A 13,537-nucleotide genomic window follows, 5' to 3' on the forward strand; every position below is an offset into this window, starting at 1 on the left:
TGCGGGATGTGCAGGGTGTTACGGGCGGCGGATCGCGTCGGCGGCGGCCGTCGCGGCCGGGCCGGCGGCCAGCTCGGTCTCCAGCAGCTGCTTGCCGAGCAGCTCCGGGTCCGGCAGCTCCATCGGGTACTCGCCGTCGAAGCAGGCGCGGCACAGGTTCGGCTTGGCGATCGTGGTCGCCTCGATCATGCCGTCGATGGAGATGTAGGCGAGCGAGTCGGCGCCGAGGCTGGTGCCGATCTCCTCGATGGTCATGCCGTTGGCGATCAGTTCCGCGCGCGTGGCGAAGTCGATGCCGAAGAAGCAGGGCCACTTCACGGGCGGCGAGGAGATCCGGATGTGGACCTCCGCGGCGCCGGCCTCCCGCAGCATCCGCACCAGGGCCCGCTGGGTGTTGCCGCGCACGATCGAGTCGTCGACGACGACCAGGCGCTTGCCCTTGATGACTTCCTTCAGCGGGTTCAGCTTCAGGCGGATACCCAGCTGGCGGATGGTCTGGGACGGCTGGATGAACGTACGGCCGACGTACGCGTTCTTCACGAGACCCGCGCCGAAGGGGATGCCGGAGGCCTCCGCGTAGCCGATGGCGGCCGGCGTGCCGGACTCCGGGGTCGCTATGACCAGGTCCGCCTCGACGGGGGCTTCCTTGGCGAGCCGGCGGCCCATCTCCACGCGCGAGAGGTACACGTTCCGGCCGGCGATGTCGGTGTCCGGGCGGGCCAGGTACACATACTCGAAGACACAGCCCTTGGGCTTCGCTTCTGCGAATCGGGAGCTGCGCAGACCGTTCTCGTCGACGGCCACGAACTCGCCCGGCTCGATCTCGCGCACGAAGCTGGCGCCGCAGATGTCCAGGGCCGCGCTCTCGGAGGCGACCACCCAGCCGCGCTCCAGGCGGCCGAGGACCAGCGGGCGGATGCCCTGCGGGTCACGGGCGGCGTAGAGGGTCTGCTCGTCCATGAAGACGAGCGAGAAGGCGCCCCGCACCTTCGGCAGGACCTGGTGGGCGGCCTGCTCGATGGTGAGCGGCTTGCCGTCCTCGTCGACCTGGGCGGCGAGCAGCGCCGTCAGCAGGTCGGTGTCGTTGGTGGCCGCGACCCGGGTGGAGCGGCTGTTGTTGTCGTTCGGCAGCTCGGCGACCATCTCGGCGAGCTGCGCCGTGTTGACCAGGTTGCCGTTGTGGCCGAGCGCGATCGAGCCGTGCGCGGTGGCGCGGAACGTCGGCTGGGCGTTCTCCCACACGGAGGCGCCGGTGGTCGAGTAGCGGGCGTGTCCGACCGCGATATGACCCTGGAGCGAACCGAGCGAGGTCTCGTCGAAGACCTGGGAGACCAGGCCCATGTCCTTGAAGACGAGGATCTGGGAGCCGTTGCTGACCGCGATTCCCGCGGATTCCTGACCCCGGTGCTGGAGGGCGTAGAGCCCGAAGTACGTGAGCTTTGCGACCTCTTCACCCGGAGCCCAGACACCGAAGACGCCGCAAGCGTCCTGGGGGCCCTTCTCGCCGGGAAGCAGATCGTGATTGAGTCGACCGTCACCACGTGGCACGCCACCGAGTGTAGGCGAGGTCGACCACTGGTCCGAATTGGGGAATACCTGTCGGCGCTGCCGTGACCGGCACAGCGGTCGCGATCACCTTGTCGGTTTCCGCGTCTGCGCAGGTCAACGCGGGGCGCTTGGTGCCCGCGCGACCGTCGGGGGTCTGCCCCGCAGTGGTCTCAGCCGCTTTTCGCCCGATGCGCGAGTGAGGCGTCGCACATCATTCGGGCGCGCTGCGGCTGAGGTGGATGCGGTCGCCGTCGCCGTCGGTGAGCGTCAGCTTCCCGTCGTCGGTCTTGGCGACGAGGGTGCCGGTGGTGAGCGCGCGGGCGAGGGCGCGCTCGAAGTCCATGCGGTCCGGGGCACAGGCCATCCTGGTCATACGCAGGTCGCCGAAGGTGATCCGGTCGCCGTGCACGGTGGCCCGGGCGCTGAACTGGTTGCAGCCCAGGTTGCCGGCCGCCTTGCCGTCCTCGTCGATGCGGAGGCGGGCGACGGCGGGCGCGTGCCGGGCCGTACCGCCGGCGGTGAGGCTGTCGACCCGCCAGTCGATGCCGGTCACCCGTGACTGCTGGACGCCCACCGGACCACTGTCCGCCTTTCCGATGCCACAGGCCACCGTGAGCGGGACGAACACGGCGGCCGCCGTCAGGGTCATGCGCTGCTTGTACCGGTTCATACGGGTACGACGGACCAGCGGTACGAACGGTTCCGCTGCCGGGGCCTACGCCATGAGCGGCAGCAGGCCCCCGAGGTCCGCCCGCTCCCCGCCGGCGCTCACCTTGGCCTCCTCAAGGGCGTCTTTCCAGGCCAGGCGCCCGGTGGCGAGCCGGACCCAGGTCAGCGGGTCGGTCTCGACCACGTTGGGCGGGGTGCCGCGGGTGTGCCGGGGCCCCTCGACGCACTGCACCACGGCGTACGGCGGCACACGCACCTCGGTGGAGCCGCCGGGCGCCTTGACGGCGAGGGCGTCGGCGAGCAGGCGGGTGGCGGTGGCCAGGGCCTGACGGTCGTACGGCACGTCCAGGCCGGGCACGGCGGCGTTCAGGTCGTCGGTGTGGACGACGAGTTCCGCGGCCCGGGTGACCAGATAGTCGTCCAGAGGCATCGCGCCGGCGCTCGTCCGGAGGATCCGGGTACCGGGGTGGTCCGCGAGCAGAGCGCGCAGGGAGTGCTCGATGTCCGCGAGGTAGGCATCGAGGTCGGGGTGTTCGGCGGCGATGTCCCGGGTGAACGCGTCGATGGCGTCGGCGTTGGCCGCGGTGGCGAAGGGCCAGTCGAGCACGACGGCGTCCGCCTTCGGCGGCTCGGGCAGGGCGAGCGCCCGGTGGATCGCGGTGAGCGCCATCCCGATGTGCGCGATCAGGTCGCGTACGGTCCACTCGCCGAGCCGGGTGGGCAGCGCGAGCTGCTCCCGAGGGAGGCCTCGGACGGCTTCCCGGACATGTCCGAACTGGGCGAGGACCGCGGCGCGGGTCCTGACGGGGTCGTAGCTGCGGGCACGTTTCCTGGCCGGGGGCATGGCGGTGAGCCTATGCCCTGACCGCGTAGTCCTTCAGGCCGTTTTCGACCAGGGCAAAGGCCTGCCGGGCGCGTTCGGCGGCGTCGGCGACCACCTGGTCGACGGTTTCACCGGCATCGATCCGGCGGTGGTGCTCCACCTTCAGGTCGCGCGCGGCATCACCAGCTCCTCCGCCAGGCTGTTCCTCATCCCGGTGGCCATCCGGATCATGGCGGTCGGTGTCGCCACCGGCCGACTCACACCGAACGCGGCTGGTCCGAGCGCACCTTTGTGATCAGCGGCGCCTCCGTGGCCACAGCGGCTCCTCGGCCAGCTGATCCAACTGGTGCAGGAGGCCGCACCCCGCCGCCAGCTCGGCGTCGCCACCACCGCCATCGCTTCTTCCAGGCCCTCGGGACGGCCGTGGGCGCCTCGCTCTTCGGCACCCTCCTCGACCGCCTGTACGACGGCCCCGGCGACATCGGCTCGCTGGCCGCACTGCGGGGCGCGGCGCACTCCGCCGGGGTGGAGGCGTACGTCTCCGCGATGGACACGGTGTTCCTGTGCGGCGCCGGGGTGATGGCGCTGTGCCTGCTGCTCGCCCTGCGCCTGCCGACGGCCGGCCCGGCCGAGGCGGAACCGGCGAAGGAACCCGTCACCGCATGAGACAGGCCCCGCCCGGCGTCCCGGACGGGGCCTTCACCGGCGTACTACGACTACGCCAGCAGCGCCGGGATCGTCTCCTCGTGCGCCTTGCGCAGCTCCTCCAGCGTGAGCGTGAACTCGCCCTGGACCTCCACGGCCTCACCGTCCACGACACCGATCCGGGTGGCCGGCAGGCCCCGCGCGCCGCACATGTCGTTGAAGCGGACCTCCTCCGAGCGCGGCACGGCGACGATCGCCCGGCCGGCCGACTCGGAGAGGAGGAAGGTGAAGGCGTCGAGGCCGTCGGGTACGACCAGACGCGCGCCCTTGCCGCCGAGCAACGCCGACTCCACGACCGCCTGGACCAGACCGCCGTCGGACAGGTCGTGCGCGGAGTCGATCATGCCGTCGCGGGAGGCGGAGACCAGGATCTCGGCCAGCAGGCGTTCCCGCTCCAGGTCCACGGCCGGGGGCAGGCCGCCGAGGTGGTCGTGGACCACCTGGGACCAGGCCGAGCCGCCGAACTCCTCACGGGTGTCGCCGAGGAGGTAGATCAGCTGGCCCTCCTCCTGGAAGGCGACCGGCGTGCGGCGGGCGACGTCGTCGATCACGCCCAGGACCGCCACGACCGGCGTCGGGTGGATCGCCGCCTCGCCCGTCTGGTTGTACAAGGACACATTGCCGCCGGTCACCGGGGTGCCCAGCTGCTGACAGGCGTCCGCCAGACCGCGCACCGCCTCCGCGAACTGCCACATGACCGCCGGGTCCTCCGGCGAGCCGAAGTTCAGGCAGTCCGACACCGCGAGCGGCTTCGCGCCCGTCGTCGCCACGTTCCGGTACGCCTCCGCCAGGGCCAGCTGCGCGCCCGTGTACGGGTCCAGCTTGGCGTAGCGGCCGTTGCCGTCGGTCGCGATGGCGACGCCGAGGCCGGTCTCGTCGTCGATGCGGATCATGCCGGAGTCCTCCGGCTGGGCCAGAACGGTGTTGCCCTGCACGAAGTGGTCGTACTGGGACGTGATCCACTTCTTCGACGCCTGGTTGGGGGAGCCGACCAGCTTCAGGACCTGGGCCTTGAGCTCCTCGCTCGACGAGGGACGCGGCAGCTTGTTCGCGTCGTCGGCCTGGAGGGCGTCCTGCCAGGACGGGCGGGCGAACGGGCGCTCGTACACCGGGCCCTCGTGGGCGACCGTGCGCGGGTCGACGTCGACGATCTTGCCGCCGTGCCAGTAGATCTCCAGGCGGTCGCCGTCCGTCACCTCACCGATGACCGTGGCGATCACGTCCCACTTGGCGCAGATCTCCAGGAAGCGGTCGACCTTCTCCGGCTCGACCACCGCGCACATGCGCTCCTGCGACTCGCTCATGAGGATCTCCTCAGGAGACAGGGTCGAGTCGCGCAGCGGGACGTCGTCCAGCGTCACGCGCATACCGCCGGAGCCGTTCGACGCCAGCTCGGACGTGGCGCAGGACAGACCCGCCGCGCCCAGGTCCTGGATGCCGACGACCAGCTTCTCCCGGAAGGCCTCCAGGGTGCACTCGATGAGGAGCTTCTCCTGGAAGGGGTCGCCGACCTGGACCGCGGGACGCTTGGACGGCTTCGCGTCGTCGAAGGTCTCCGAGGCCAGGATCGACGCGCCGCCGATGCCGTCGCCGCCCGTACGGGCGCCGTAGAGGATGACCTTGTTGCCCGCGCCGGAGGCCTTGGCGAGGTGGATGTCCTCGTGCCGCATCACGCCGATCGCACCGGCGTTGACCAGCGGGTTCCCCTGGTAGCAGGAGTCGAAGACGACCTCACCGCCGATGTTGGGCAGGCCCAGGCAGTTGCCGTAGCCGCCGATGCCCGCGACCACGCCCGGGAGCACCCGCTTGGTGTCCGGGTGGTCCGCGGCGCCGAAGCGCAGGGGGTCGACCACCGCGACCGGGCGGGCGCCCATCGCGATGATGTCGCGGACGATGCCGCCGACGCCGGTGGCCGCGCCCTGGTAGGGCTCGACGTACGACGGGTGGTTGTGCGACTCGACCTTGAAGGTGACCGCGTAACCCTGGCCGACGTCGACGACACCCGCGTTCTCACCGATGCCCACCAGCAGCGCGTCGCTCTGCGGTGCCTTCTCGCCGAACTGGCGCAGATGGACCTTGGAGGACTTGTACGAGCAGTGCTCGGACCACATGACGGAGTACATGGCAAGCTCGGCACCGGTGGGCCGGCGGCCGAGGATCTCGACCACGCGCTCGTACTCGTCCTTCTTCAGGCCGAGTTCGGCCCAGGGCAGCTCGACGTCGGGGGTCGCGGCCGCGTGCTCGACCGTGTCCAGAGGCGTCCGGCTCATGCGTTGACCAGCTTCTTGAGGATCGAGGTGAAGAAGGGGAGGCCGTCGGTACGGCCCGTACCGATCAGCGGCTCGACGGCGTGCTCGGGGTGCGGCATGAGGCCGACGACGTTCCCGGCCTCGTTGGTGATGCCGGCGATGTCCCGCAGCGAGCCGTTGGGGTTGTGGTCGAGGTACCGGAAGACGACGCGGCCCTCCGCCTCCAGCTTGTCGAGCGTGTACTCGTCGGCGACGTACCGGCCGTCCATGTTCTTCAGCGGGATGTGGATCTCCTGGCCCTGGCGGTAGTCACCGGTCCAGGAGGTACCCGCGTTCTCCACCCGCAGCTTCTGGTCGCGGCAGATGAAGTGGAGGTGGTCGTTGCCGAGCATCGCACCCGGGAGGAGGTGGGCCTCGGTGAGGACCTGGAAGCCGTTGCAGATGCCGAGGACCGGCAGGCCGGCCTTCGCCTGCTCGATGACCGTCTCCATCACCGGCGAGAACCGGGAGATGGCACCGGCCCGCAGATAGTCGCCGTAGGAGAAACCGCCGGGAAGAACCACGGCGTCGACCTGCTTGAGGTCCTTGTCCTTGTGCCACAGGGCGACCGGTTCGGCGCCCGCGAGGCGGACCGCGCGCTGGGTGTCCCGGTCGTCGAGGCTGCCCGGGAAAGTGACGACGCCAATACGAGCGGTCACTTGGCCGCCTCCGCGACTTCTTCCACCTTGACGGTGAAGTCCTCGATCACCGTGTTGGCGAGGAAGGATTCCGCAAGAGCGTGGATGCGGGCGAGCGCGGCCTCGTCAACGGGCCCGTCAACTTCCAGTTCGAAACGCTTTCCCTGACGTACGTCCGAGATCCCTTCGAAACCCAGACGCGGCAGCGCACGCTGGACCGCCTGGCCCTGGGGGTCGAGGATCTCCGGCTTGAGCATGACGTCGACTACGACGCGTGCCACTGGCACTCCCGGTGTGTGGTGCTGAGCAGGTTCCTTCAGACTACCCGCACAAAATTTCTACGCGAGTAGAGTTGTAGGAAACTACGTGAGGCGCATCACGATCGGGTGTCGAAGCCGTACCGCCGTGAAAAGTTCTGGGAAAGTTCGACAGTCCGCGCCGTCCGCCTATTGTGTCCGGACACGCGGGCGGATTTAGTCGGGCTTCACTTTGCATTGCCGGGCACTGTACAAATGAATTGGCAATAGCCGATACTCGGCACGTCATCGCCGTTGAGCTGTATCGACGTGCCGCACGAAGGGACCGATATTCGTGGCGCAAAAGGTCGTGGTCACGCTCTTTGACGACATCGACGGCTCGGAAGCGGCGGAAACGATCGCCTTCGGACTCGACGGCAAGTCGTACGAGATCGACCTGAACGAAACCAACGCCAAGAAACTGCGCAAGGCGCTCGCGCCCTACGTCGAGGCCGGCCGCAAGCGGTCGCGCTCCGGCAAGGCGTACAAGCAGACGGAGGTCGCCCCCGACCCGGCGGCCGTCCGCGCCTGGGCCCAGGCCAACAAGATGGACGTCCCGGCCCGCGGACGCATCCCCAAGAAGGTCTACGAGGCCTTCAGCGCCGCGCAGTGAAGCCCGCGAAGGGGCAGTCCTCAGGGCCCGTCAGCGGACCCTGAGGGCTGTGCACTTGGGCATACCGGGCAACAAGGGGAGCCGACTTGCGCGACCCCCCTGTTGATCAGCTAATGTCTGGAGCACGCCGAGGGGCGAGGCCGAAAGGGCCGAAACCCCGAGGATCGTGCGGGTGTAGTTCAGTAGTAGAACATCCCCCTTCCAGGGGGAAGGCGCAGTGTGCGATTCCTGTCACCCGCTCTGGCACCGGTCACAACCACTCTGGTGGATCAGGTAGGCTGGTGCTCGCACCGATCGGTGGGAGCCGGTCGGGAGCAGTGCGGACGTAGCTCAGTTGGTAGAGCGCAACCTTGCCAAGGTTGAGGTCGCGAGTTCGAGCCTCGTCGTCCGCTCCAGGGAAAGCCCCGGTCATCGCGACCGGGGTTTTTTGCGTGTGCCGCTGACACGTTCCCTGTATGCCGCTGACACGTTCCCCGTGCGGCTCTGACATGTTCCTGCACGCCTCTGACATTTGTCATGCCGAGCGATGACAGCGCGCACTGCCGACCCGGCCCTGGCGCCGGGACGCTGGCTTCATGCACTACGACGAACACGAACACGTGATCACGTCATGAGCACCCCGGTACGGCTGCTGCTCGCCGACGACGAGCATCTGATCCGCGGCGCGCTGGCCGCGCTGCTGTCGCTGGAGGACGATCTCCTCGTCGTCGCGGAGGCGGCCAGCGGACCCGAGGCGCTGGCGATGGCGCGGGCCCACACACCCGATGTCGCCGTGCTGGATCTCCAGATGCCGGGCGCCGACGGTGTGAAGGTCGCCACATCCCTGCGGGCCGAACTGCCCGGCTGCCGGGTGCTGATCGTCACCGGGCACGGGCGGCCCGGCCATCTGAAACGGGCGCTCGCGGCCGGTGTGCGGGGGTTCGTCCCGAAGACGGTCAGCGCGCGGCGGCTCGCCGAGATCATCCGGACCGTGCACGCCGGAAGCCGTTACGTCGACCCGGAGTTGGCCGCCGACGCGATCTCCGCCGGGGATTCCCCGCTGACCGCGCGGGAGGCCGAGGTGCTGGAACTGGCGGCCGACGGAGCACCGGTCGCGGAGGTCGCCGAGCGGGCCGCGCTGTCCCCGGGGACCGTGCGGAACTACCTCTCCTCGGCCGTCACCAAGCTCGGTGCGGAAAACCGTCATGCGGCGGTGCGTCTCGCACGGGAGCGAGGTTGGGTATAGTTGCTCTCGCGCCACGGCGCAACGCGGACGTAGCTCAGTTGGTAGAGCGCAACCTTGCCAAGGTTGAGGTCGCGAGTTCGAGCCTCGTCGTCCGCTCGGGAGAAAGACCCCGGTCCACTGGACCGGGGTCTTTTCGTGTCTCTAGCTCCAGCTCATGCCCGTGAGGCGCTCGTACGCCTCCACGTACTTCTGCCGGGTCGCCGCCACGACCTCCTGCGGCAGCGCCGGCGGGGGCTGCTCGCTCTTGCGGTCCCAGCCGGACGCGGCGGAGGTCAGCCAGTTCCGGACGAACTGCTTGTCGTACGACGGCTGGGCGCGGCCCGGCTGCCACTGGTCGGCCGGCCAGAAGCGGGAGGAGTCCGGGGTGAGGACCTCGTCGGCGAGGACGAGGGAGCCCCCGTCGAAGCCGAACTCGAACTTGGTGTCGGCCAGGATGATGCCCCGCTCGCGGGCGATGTCCCGGGCGCGGGAGTACACGGCGAGCGTGGCCTGGCGCAGCTGGGCGGCGGTCTCGGCGCCGACCTGACGGGCGACCTCCTCGTAGGAGACGTTCTCGTCGTGCTCGCCGACCTCGGCCTTGGTGGCCGGGGTGAAGATCGGGGCGGGGAGTTCGGAGCCGTCGACGAGGCCTTCGGGGAGGGCGAGGCCGCAGACCGTACGGGACTCGTCGTACTCGACCAGGCCCGAGCCGGTGAGGTAGCCGCGGGCCACGCACTCGACCGGGACCATCCTCAGGGACTTGCAGACCAGCGTGCGGCCCGCCCAGTCGGCGGGGGCGCCTTCGGGCAGCTCGGTGCTGATGACGTGGTTGGGGGCCAGGTCGCGCAGCTGGTCGAACCACCACAGGGAGAGCTGGGTGAGGACCCGGCCCTTGTCGGGGATCTCCGTGGGCAGCACCCAGTCGAAGGCGGACATGCGGTCGCTGGCGACCATCACGAGGTCGCCCGCCTCGTTCTGGTACAGCTCGCGCACCTTCCCGGTGTGCAGGTGCACCAGGCCCGGAACCTGGATCGGCTCGGGCTTTTCTACGAATCCGGACACGGTTCCTCCCCGTGGTTTCGTGCAAGTGCCTCGATTCTCCCGTATGCGCTGGTCCGCCGCGGCCGGGGGGTCGTCAGTCGCGTTTGCAGATGCGGTCCAGCAGGTTCGCGGTGGCGCGCTGGATACGGGGGTCCACATGGCCGGGGCGGTCCAGGGCCGGGGACCAGGCGAAGGTGCCGGAGGCGAAGACCCAGGCGCCGGAGGGGGCGCGGTAGAGGGAGGTCTCCTGGTGGCGCAGGGCGCCCTCGCTGTCGGTGTACGGGGAGTGGGCGAGCAGGATGCGCTCGTCGTGCTCGGGCAGCGGGGTGCGCGGGAAGTACCGGTCGGCCTCGCCCGCGACCAGGCCCTCGATCTCGTCGCCCTCGTGCGCGCCCGTCGCCTCCCACAGCCAGTGGCCGGCGTTGCGGACGATCAGCGGGTGCGGCTCGGGCACGCGGCCCGCGTACTGGATGCCGACCAGTTGCTGCTCGGGCCGGTCGACCTCGCGCCACAGCACCGGCTTTCCGGGGCCCTTGCGCTTGCGGCAGGTCAGCAGCCGGTTCGGCACGCCGGACGGGGACGGGCCCAGCTCCACCTGCCAGTACATGGTGTTGGCGGAGAGGAACACCAGCGACGTGCCCCGGTCGCGGGCGTCCTCGACGGCCCGGCGCATCGGCACCGACCAGTACTCGTCGTGGCCGGGGAAGACCAGGCCCCGGTAGCGGGTGGGATCGACGCGGCCGGCGTGCAGATCACGGGCTTCGGCGTAGGCGAGGTCGTAGCCGTAGCGCTCGGCCCAGCGGATGAAGTCGTAGGCGTGCCCGACGTGCAGCGGCAGGCCCGCGCCCGCGTAGGGGCGGTCGAAGGAGACGGTGGTCGCCGCGTCGGCCTCGCCGAGCAGCCGGCCCTTCTCGTCCCAGGCGTGGTAGAGGCTGGCGCCGGTGCGGCCGTCCTCCGGATACAGGTTGTACGCCTGCCAGGTGATGTCCGGCAGCAGCAGGAGCAGGTCGGCGGGGTGGTCGTCGCGGACCGTGAACGGCACGTGGGAGCGGTAGCCGTCGGCGGTGGTGAGGACGGCCACATAGGCGCCGATGCGCCAGTGGGAGGGCACCTGGAGCCGCCAGGACAGCCACCAGTGGTGGCAGGAGACCGTGCGGTCGGCGGCCAGCGGCGGGAGCTGGACGATGCCGGACAGCCGAGGGCTGGTGGTGATCTTGGAGGCGCCGTCGCCGCCGTAGTGGCCGATCCGGTAGACGTCGACGCTGAACTCCTGGGGCGGGTCGACCGTGACATGGAAGTCGATCGCCTCGCCGGGCCTGACCGCGCCGGTGGAGGTGAAGCCCTTGATCTGGCGGTGCACGTCGTCGGCCGCGCGGGGGCCGGTTCCGCCCGCACGCGGCGCGGGCACCCGGGGCCTGCCGTCGGTGAGCTGCTGCGGGCCCGGGTCGACGTACCAGGGCACGACATGACCGGTGTCGTCGAAGTAGCTCTCACTTCCGCGCAGCCAGGGCACCGGACCCTGGCCGAAAGGATCCGTGACGGCGTGCGCGAGAGCTCCGGACTCCCAGCGGCGAATGTGGTCCGAGGCCATGGCCGTCCCCTCCCTCATGCCCCCGTGTCGTCCTGTCTCGGTGGTGCTCGACGTGCTCGGTTGTACGCACCGGACTCGGCCGTGCTGTCGTATGTCGCACGCCTTTGCCAGGTGCGTGGTCGCTCCCAGCACATCACATAACGCACGGGCTCGGTCACTACTCGTTGCGAATTGACCTGAACTGGAAGACAAGGCTCCCGTTAAACGAGCCGTACGGGCTTCTCGGGGCGTATCCCGGACGCGGCCAGCCAGTCGCGCAGCGGACCCGGGTCTCCCTCCTCGACGAGGCTGAGCACCCTGGGCGTGAGATCGGCGGCCCGCTCGCCGCCCAGCAGCAGGGAGGGGCCGTCCAGCCAGTCCAGGGCGGGGACCGCGCCGGCGGTGTCGACGGCCGCGCAGCACACCATCGCCGTGACGTGGTCGGTGAGCAGGTCGCGAGCGGTGCGCGGAGGCTGCAGCGGGAACAGGGGCAGCCCGTCGTCGTCCCACAGGACGCTCTCGGGGCTCCGACCGGTGGCGGTCGCACCTCCTGGCACACCGGACTCCTCCCGGGCCAGCGCGGCGGTGAGGCCGGCGGCGACGGTCGCACTGCGGGTTGCCTGTGGCGCCTCGGCTTCGCCCTCGGCGTCCGGGTTCCCACCGGTACCTCCGGGACCGATTTCGTCGTCGGGGGCGGGTGGCCCCTGCGGGGTGCACTCGCCGTCGGCGGCTAGCAGCCCGTCGTACGGGGGTTTCGGTGCTGCTGCTTCCAGGCCGGGCTCGGTGAGGTGGTCCAGGACGCGGGCGAGGGTGGGGCCGCCGGGGTCGGGGGTCGCGGGGTCGAGCGAGGGGCGGACACCGAGGGAGTCCAGGACGCGGTGCAGACGGGCCGCGTCGGCGCGCCAGGTGCGGTCCACGACCTCCTCCGGGTACGCCTGCCAGTCCACCGGCGCCCAGTCCGGGCCGGACTCCGCGGGACCTCCGTGGAAGAGCCGCGCGGCGAGCAGCGAGGCGGCCTCGTCCACCGCGCCGGGCTCTTCCAGCAGGTCGCAGGCGGGGCGCTCGCCGAGCCGGGAGGTGAAGCCCTCGGCCAGGCGGTCGCGCCGTGACAGCTCGGTGAGCGCCGCCACCACGCCCGCGTCCAGCCCGGAGGGCCAGCGGCCCATCCGCCAGGCGGGCAGCGCGACCCGGGTCAGCAGCCGGTCCCAGCCGGCGTAGGCGAGGCCGACCTGCTCCTGGGCAACGATTCTGAGGCCGTAGTCGACGGCCTGGGCCCGCTCGGCCGCCGCCGCGGCGACCCCGCGCTCCATCTGCGTGGCGTGCTCCCGGCAGCCGCGCAGCAGCAGCCGGGCCACCCAGCCGAGGACCGCGCACACCCCCCGGGTCAGCGGGCAGCGGCCGGATGTCGAGGCGACCGCGACCGCCGCGTCCAGACCGCGCACGAAGCGCCGGGCGGCTGCTATGTCCGGGTGCGCGGAGGGGCCCGTACCGGCGATGACCGGGGCGAGGACCGCGCGCAGCTCGCCGACGCGCATCCACCACAGGAACGGGGAGCCGATGACGAGCACCGGTGCGACGGGGATCCGGCGGCGGCCCGGGCCGGCTATCTCGTCGGGCGCGGGGCGCGGGGGCGGGCCGTGGGCCGCGTGCGTGCGGTCCTCCAGCCAGCTGTCGCAGTCCGGGGTGAGCGCTATGGCCGAGGGAGCCGGGACGTCCAGGCGCTCGGCGAGGTCGCGCACCATCCGGTACAGGTCCGGGGCGGACCGCTCCGGGACGGGCACCGTCGGGCTGACGGCGGGGCGGGCCCGGGCCACGACCAGCGCGATACCGGCGGCGGCCAGCAGCACCAGCACGGCGAGGACGCCCACGGCCCACCGGGCGGCGTCCCAGCCCGGGCCGACGAAATGGCCGGTGGACACGCCGGTCAGCAGGATCACCGCGGCAGCGGCGGGCAGCAGGGCCACGCCCAGCGCGCGGCCCCGGACCCGCAGTACGGCGAGGGCCCGTGAACGCGCGGCCTGCGCGCCCGCCTCCGCACCGATTCCGGTCACGTGCCGACCTCACCCCCTCGCTGCCGATGCTGTGCCGACCTGGTGGTGCTCACTCCCCCACTGTGACACCCGCCACTGACATCGCAATGCC

Annotated in this window: 13 protein-coding genes and 3 tRNA genes; 7 read left to right on the plus strand and 9 right to left on the minus strand. The window is 70.9% G+C overall.

Features of this window, described 5'->3' with window-relative positions:
* Positions 1–18: 18 nt before the first annotated feature.
* The 3 genes from purF to ABZ624_RS08905 all read right to left on the minus strand — a co-directional run bounded on the left by purF (position 19) and on the right by ABZ624_RS08905 (position 3,061).
* Positions 19–1,548, minus strand: coding sequence for an amidophosphoribosyltransferase (gene purF, locus ABZ624_RS08895; protein WP_360084146.1), 1,530 nt, complete (start codon positions 1,546–1,548; stop codon positions 19–21).
* 211 nt (positions 1,549–1,759) lie between these two features.
* The gene (locus ABZ624_RS08900) at positions 1,760–2,197 is read right to left on the minus strand and encodes an META domain-containing protein (RefSeq protein ID WP_360084148.1); all 438 of its coding nucleotides are present in this window, start codon (positions 2,195–2,197) and stop codon (positions 1,760–1,762) included.
* Positions 2,198–2,263: 66 nt separating this feature from the next.
* A complete protein-coding gene (locus ABZ624_RS08905) occupies positions 2,264–3,061 on the minus strand; it encodes a sterol carrier family protein (protein ID WP_360084150.1) in 798 nt (265 codons plus the stop codon).
* A 4-nt stretch (positions 3,062–3,065) separates the two neighbouring features.
* On the opposite strand from ABZ624_RS08905, the gene ABZ624_RS08910 reads away from it, so the two are divergent.
* Together ABZ624_RS08910 and ABZ624_RS08915 are read left to right on the plus strand one after the other, a co-directional pair.
* Positions 3,066–3,335 carry a hypothetical protein gene (locus tag ABZ624_RS08910; protein ID WP_360084152.1) on the plus strand — a complete coding sequence of 90 codons (270 nt, stop codon included), beginning with the start codon at positions 3,066–3,068 and terminating at the stop codon, positions 3,333–3,335.
* Between the two features lie 128 nt (positions 3,336–3,463).
* Complete coding sequence (locus ABZ624_RS08915) at positions 3,464–3,706, plus strand: hypothetical protein (protein ID WP_360084154.1); 243 nt, start codon at positions 3,464–3,466, stop codon at positions 3,704–3,706.
* Between the two features lie 50 nt (positions 3,707–3,756).
* On the opposite strand, the gene purL is transcribed toward ABZ624_RS08915, so the two are convergent.
* The 3 genes from purL to purS are packed head-to-tail and all read right to left on the minus strand — an operon-like array spanning position 3,757 to position 6,952.
* A complete protein-coding gene (purL, locus tag ABZ624_RS08920; protein ID WP_360084156.1) occupies positions 3,757–6,015 on the minus strand; it encodes a phosphoribosylformylglycinamidine synthase subunit PurL in 2,259 nt (752 codons plus the stop codon).
* Positions 6,012–6,692, minus strand: coding sequence for a phosphoribosylformylglycinamidine synthase subunit PurQ (purQ, locus tag ABZ624_RS08925; protein ID WP_360084158.1), 681 nt, complete (start codon positions 6,690–6,692; stop codon positions 6,012–6,014). The genes purL and purQ overlap by 4 nt, the downstream gene beginning before the upstream one ends.
* A complete protein-coding gene (gene purS, locus ABZ624_RS08930) occupies positions 6,689–6,952 on the minus strand; it encodes a phosphoribosylformylglycinamidine synthase subunit PurS (RefSeq protein WP_360084160.1) in 264 nt (87 codons plus the stop codon). Before purS ends, purQ begins: the two co-directional genes overlap by 4 nt.
* A gap of 310 nt (positions 6,953–7,262) precedes the next feature.
* On the opposite strand from purS, the gene ABZ624_RS08935 reads away from it, so the two are divergent.
* The 5 genes from ABZ624_RS08935 (at position 7,263) to ABZ624_RS08955 (ending at position 8,901) form a co-directional block, all read left to right on the plus strand.
* Entirely contained in the window at positions 7,263–7,580 is a 318-nt protein-coding gene (locus tag ABZ624_RS08935) for an Lsr2 family protein (RefSeq protein WP_031164632.1), read from the plus strand.
* 168 nt (positions 7,581–7,748) lie between these two features.
* Positions 7,749–7,820: transfer RNA gene (locus ABZ624_RS08940), tRNA-Gly, on the plus strand.
* Positions 7,821–7,899: 79 nt separating this feature from the next.
* A tRNA-Gly gene (locus ABZ624_RS08945) sits at positions 7,900–7,975 on the plus strand.
* Between the two features lie 215 nt (positions 7,976–8,190).
* A complete protein-coding gene (locus tag ABZ624_RS08950; protein WP_360084162.1) occupies positions 8,191–8,805 on the plus strand; it encodes a response regulator transcription factor in 615 nt (204 codons plus the stop codon).
* 23 nt (positions 8,806–8,828) lie between these two features.
* A tRNA-Gly gene (locus ABZ624_RS08955) sits at positions 8,829–8,901 on the plus strand.
* A gap of 45 nt (positions 8,902–8,946) precedes the next feature.
* Here ABZ624_RS08955 and ABZ624_RS08960 read toward each other — a convergent pair.
* The 3 genes from ABZ624_RS08960 to ABZ624_RS08970 all read right to left on the minus strand — a co-directional run bounded on the left by ABZ624_RS08960 (position 8,947) and on the right by ABZ624_RS08970 (position 13,446).
* Complete coding sequence (locus ABZ624_RS08960) at positions 8,947–9,846, minus strand: phosphoribosylaminoimidazolesuccinocarboxamide synthase (protein ID WP_360084164.1); 900 nt, start codon at positions 9,844–9,846, stop codon at positions 8,947–8,949.
* A gap of 73 nt (positions 9,847–9,919) precedes the next feature.
* Positions 9,920–11,416 carry a N,N-dimethylformamidase beta subunit family domain-containing protein gene (locus tag ABZ624_RS08965; RefSeq protein ID WP_360084166.1) on the minus strand — a complete coding sequence of 499 codons (1,497 nt, stop codon included), beginning with the start codon at positions 11,414–11,416 and terminating at the stop codon, positions 9,920–9,922.
* Positions 11,417–11,616: 200 nt separating this feature from the next.
* The gene (locus ABZ624_RS08970; RefSeq protein WP_360084168.1) at positions 11,617–13,446 is read right to left on the minus strand and encodes a hypothetical protein; all 1,830 of its coding nucleotides are present in this window, start codon (positions 13,444–13,446) and stop codon (positions 11,617–11,619) included.
* Positions 13,447–13,537: the final 91 nt, after the last annotated feature.

Origin of the sequence: Streptomyces sp. NPDC007205 (assembly GCF_040634095.1) — a bacterium.
Lineage (GTDB): Bacteria > Actinomycetota > Actinomycetes > Streptomycetales > Streptomycetaceae > Streptomyces.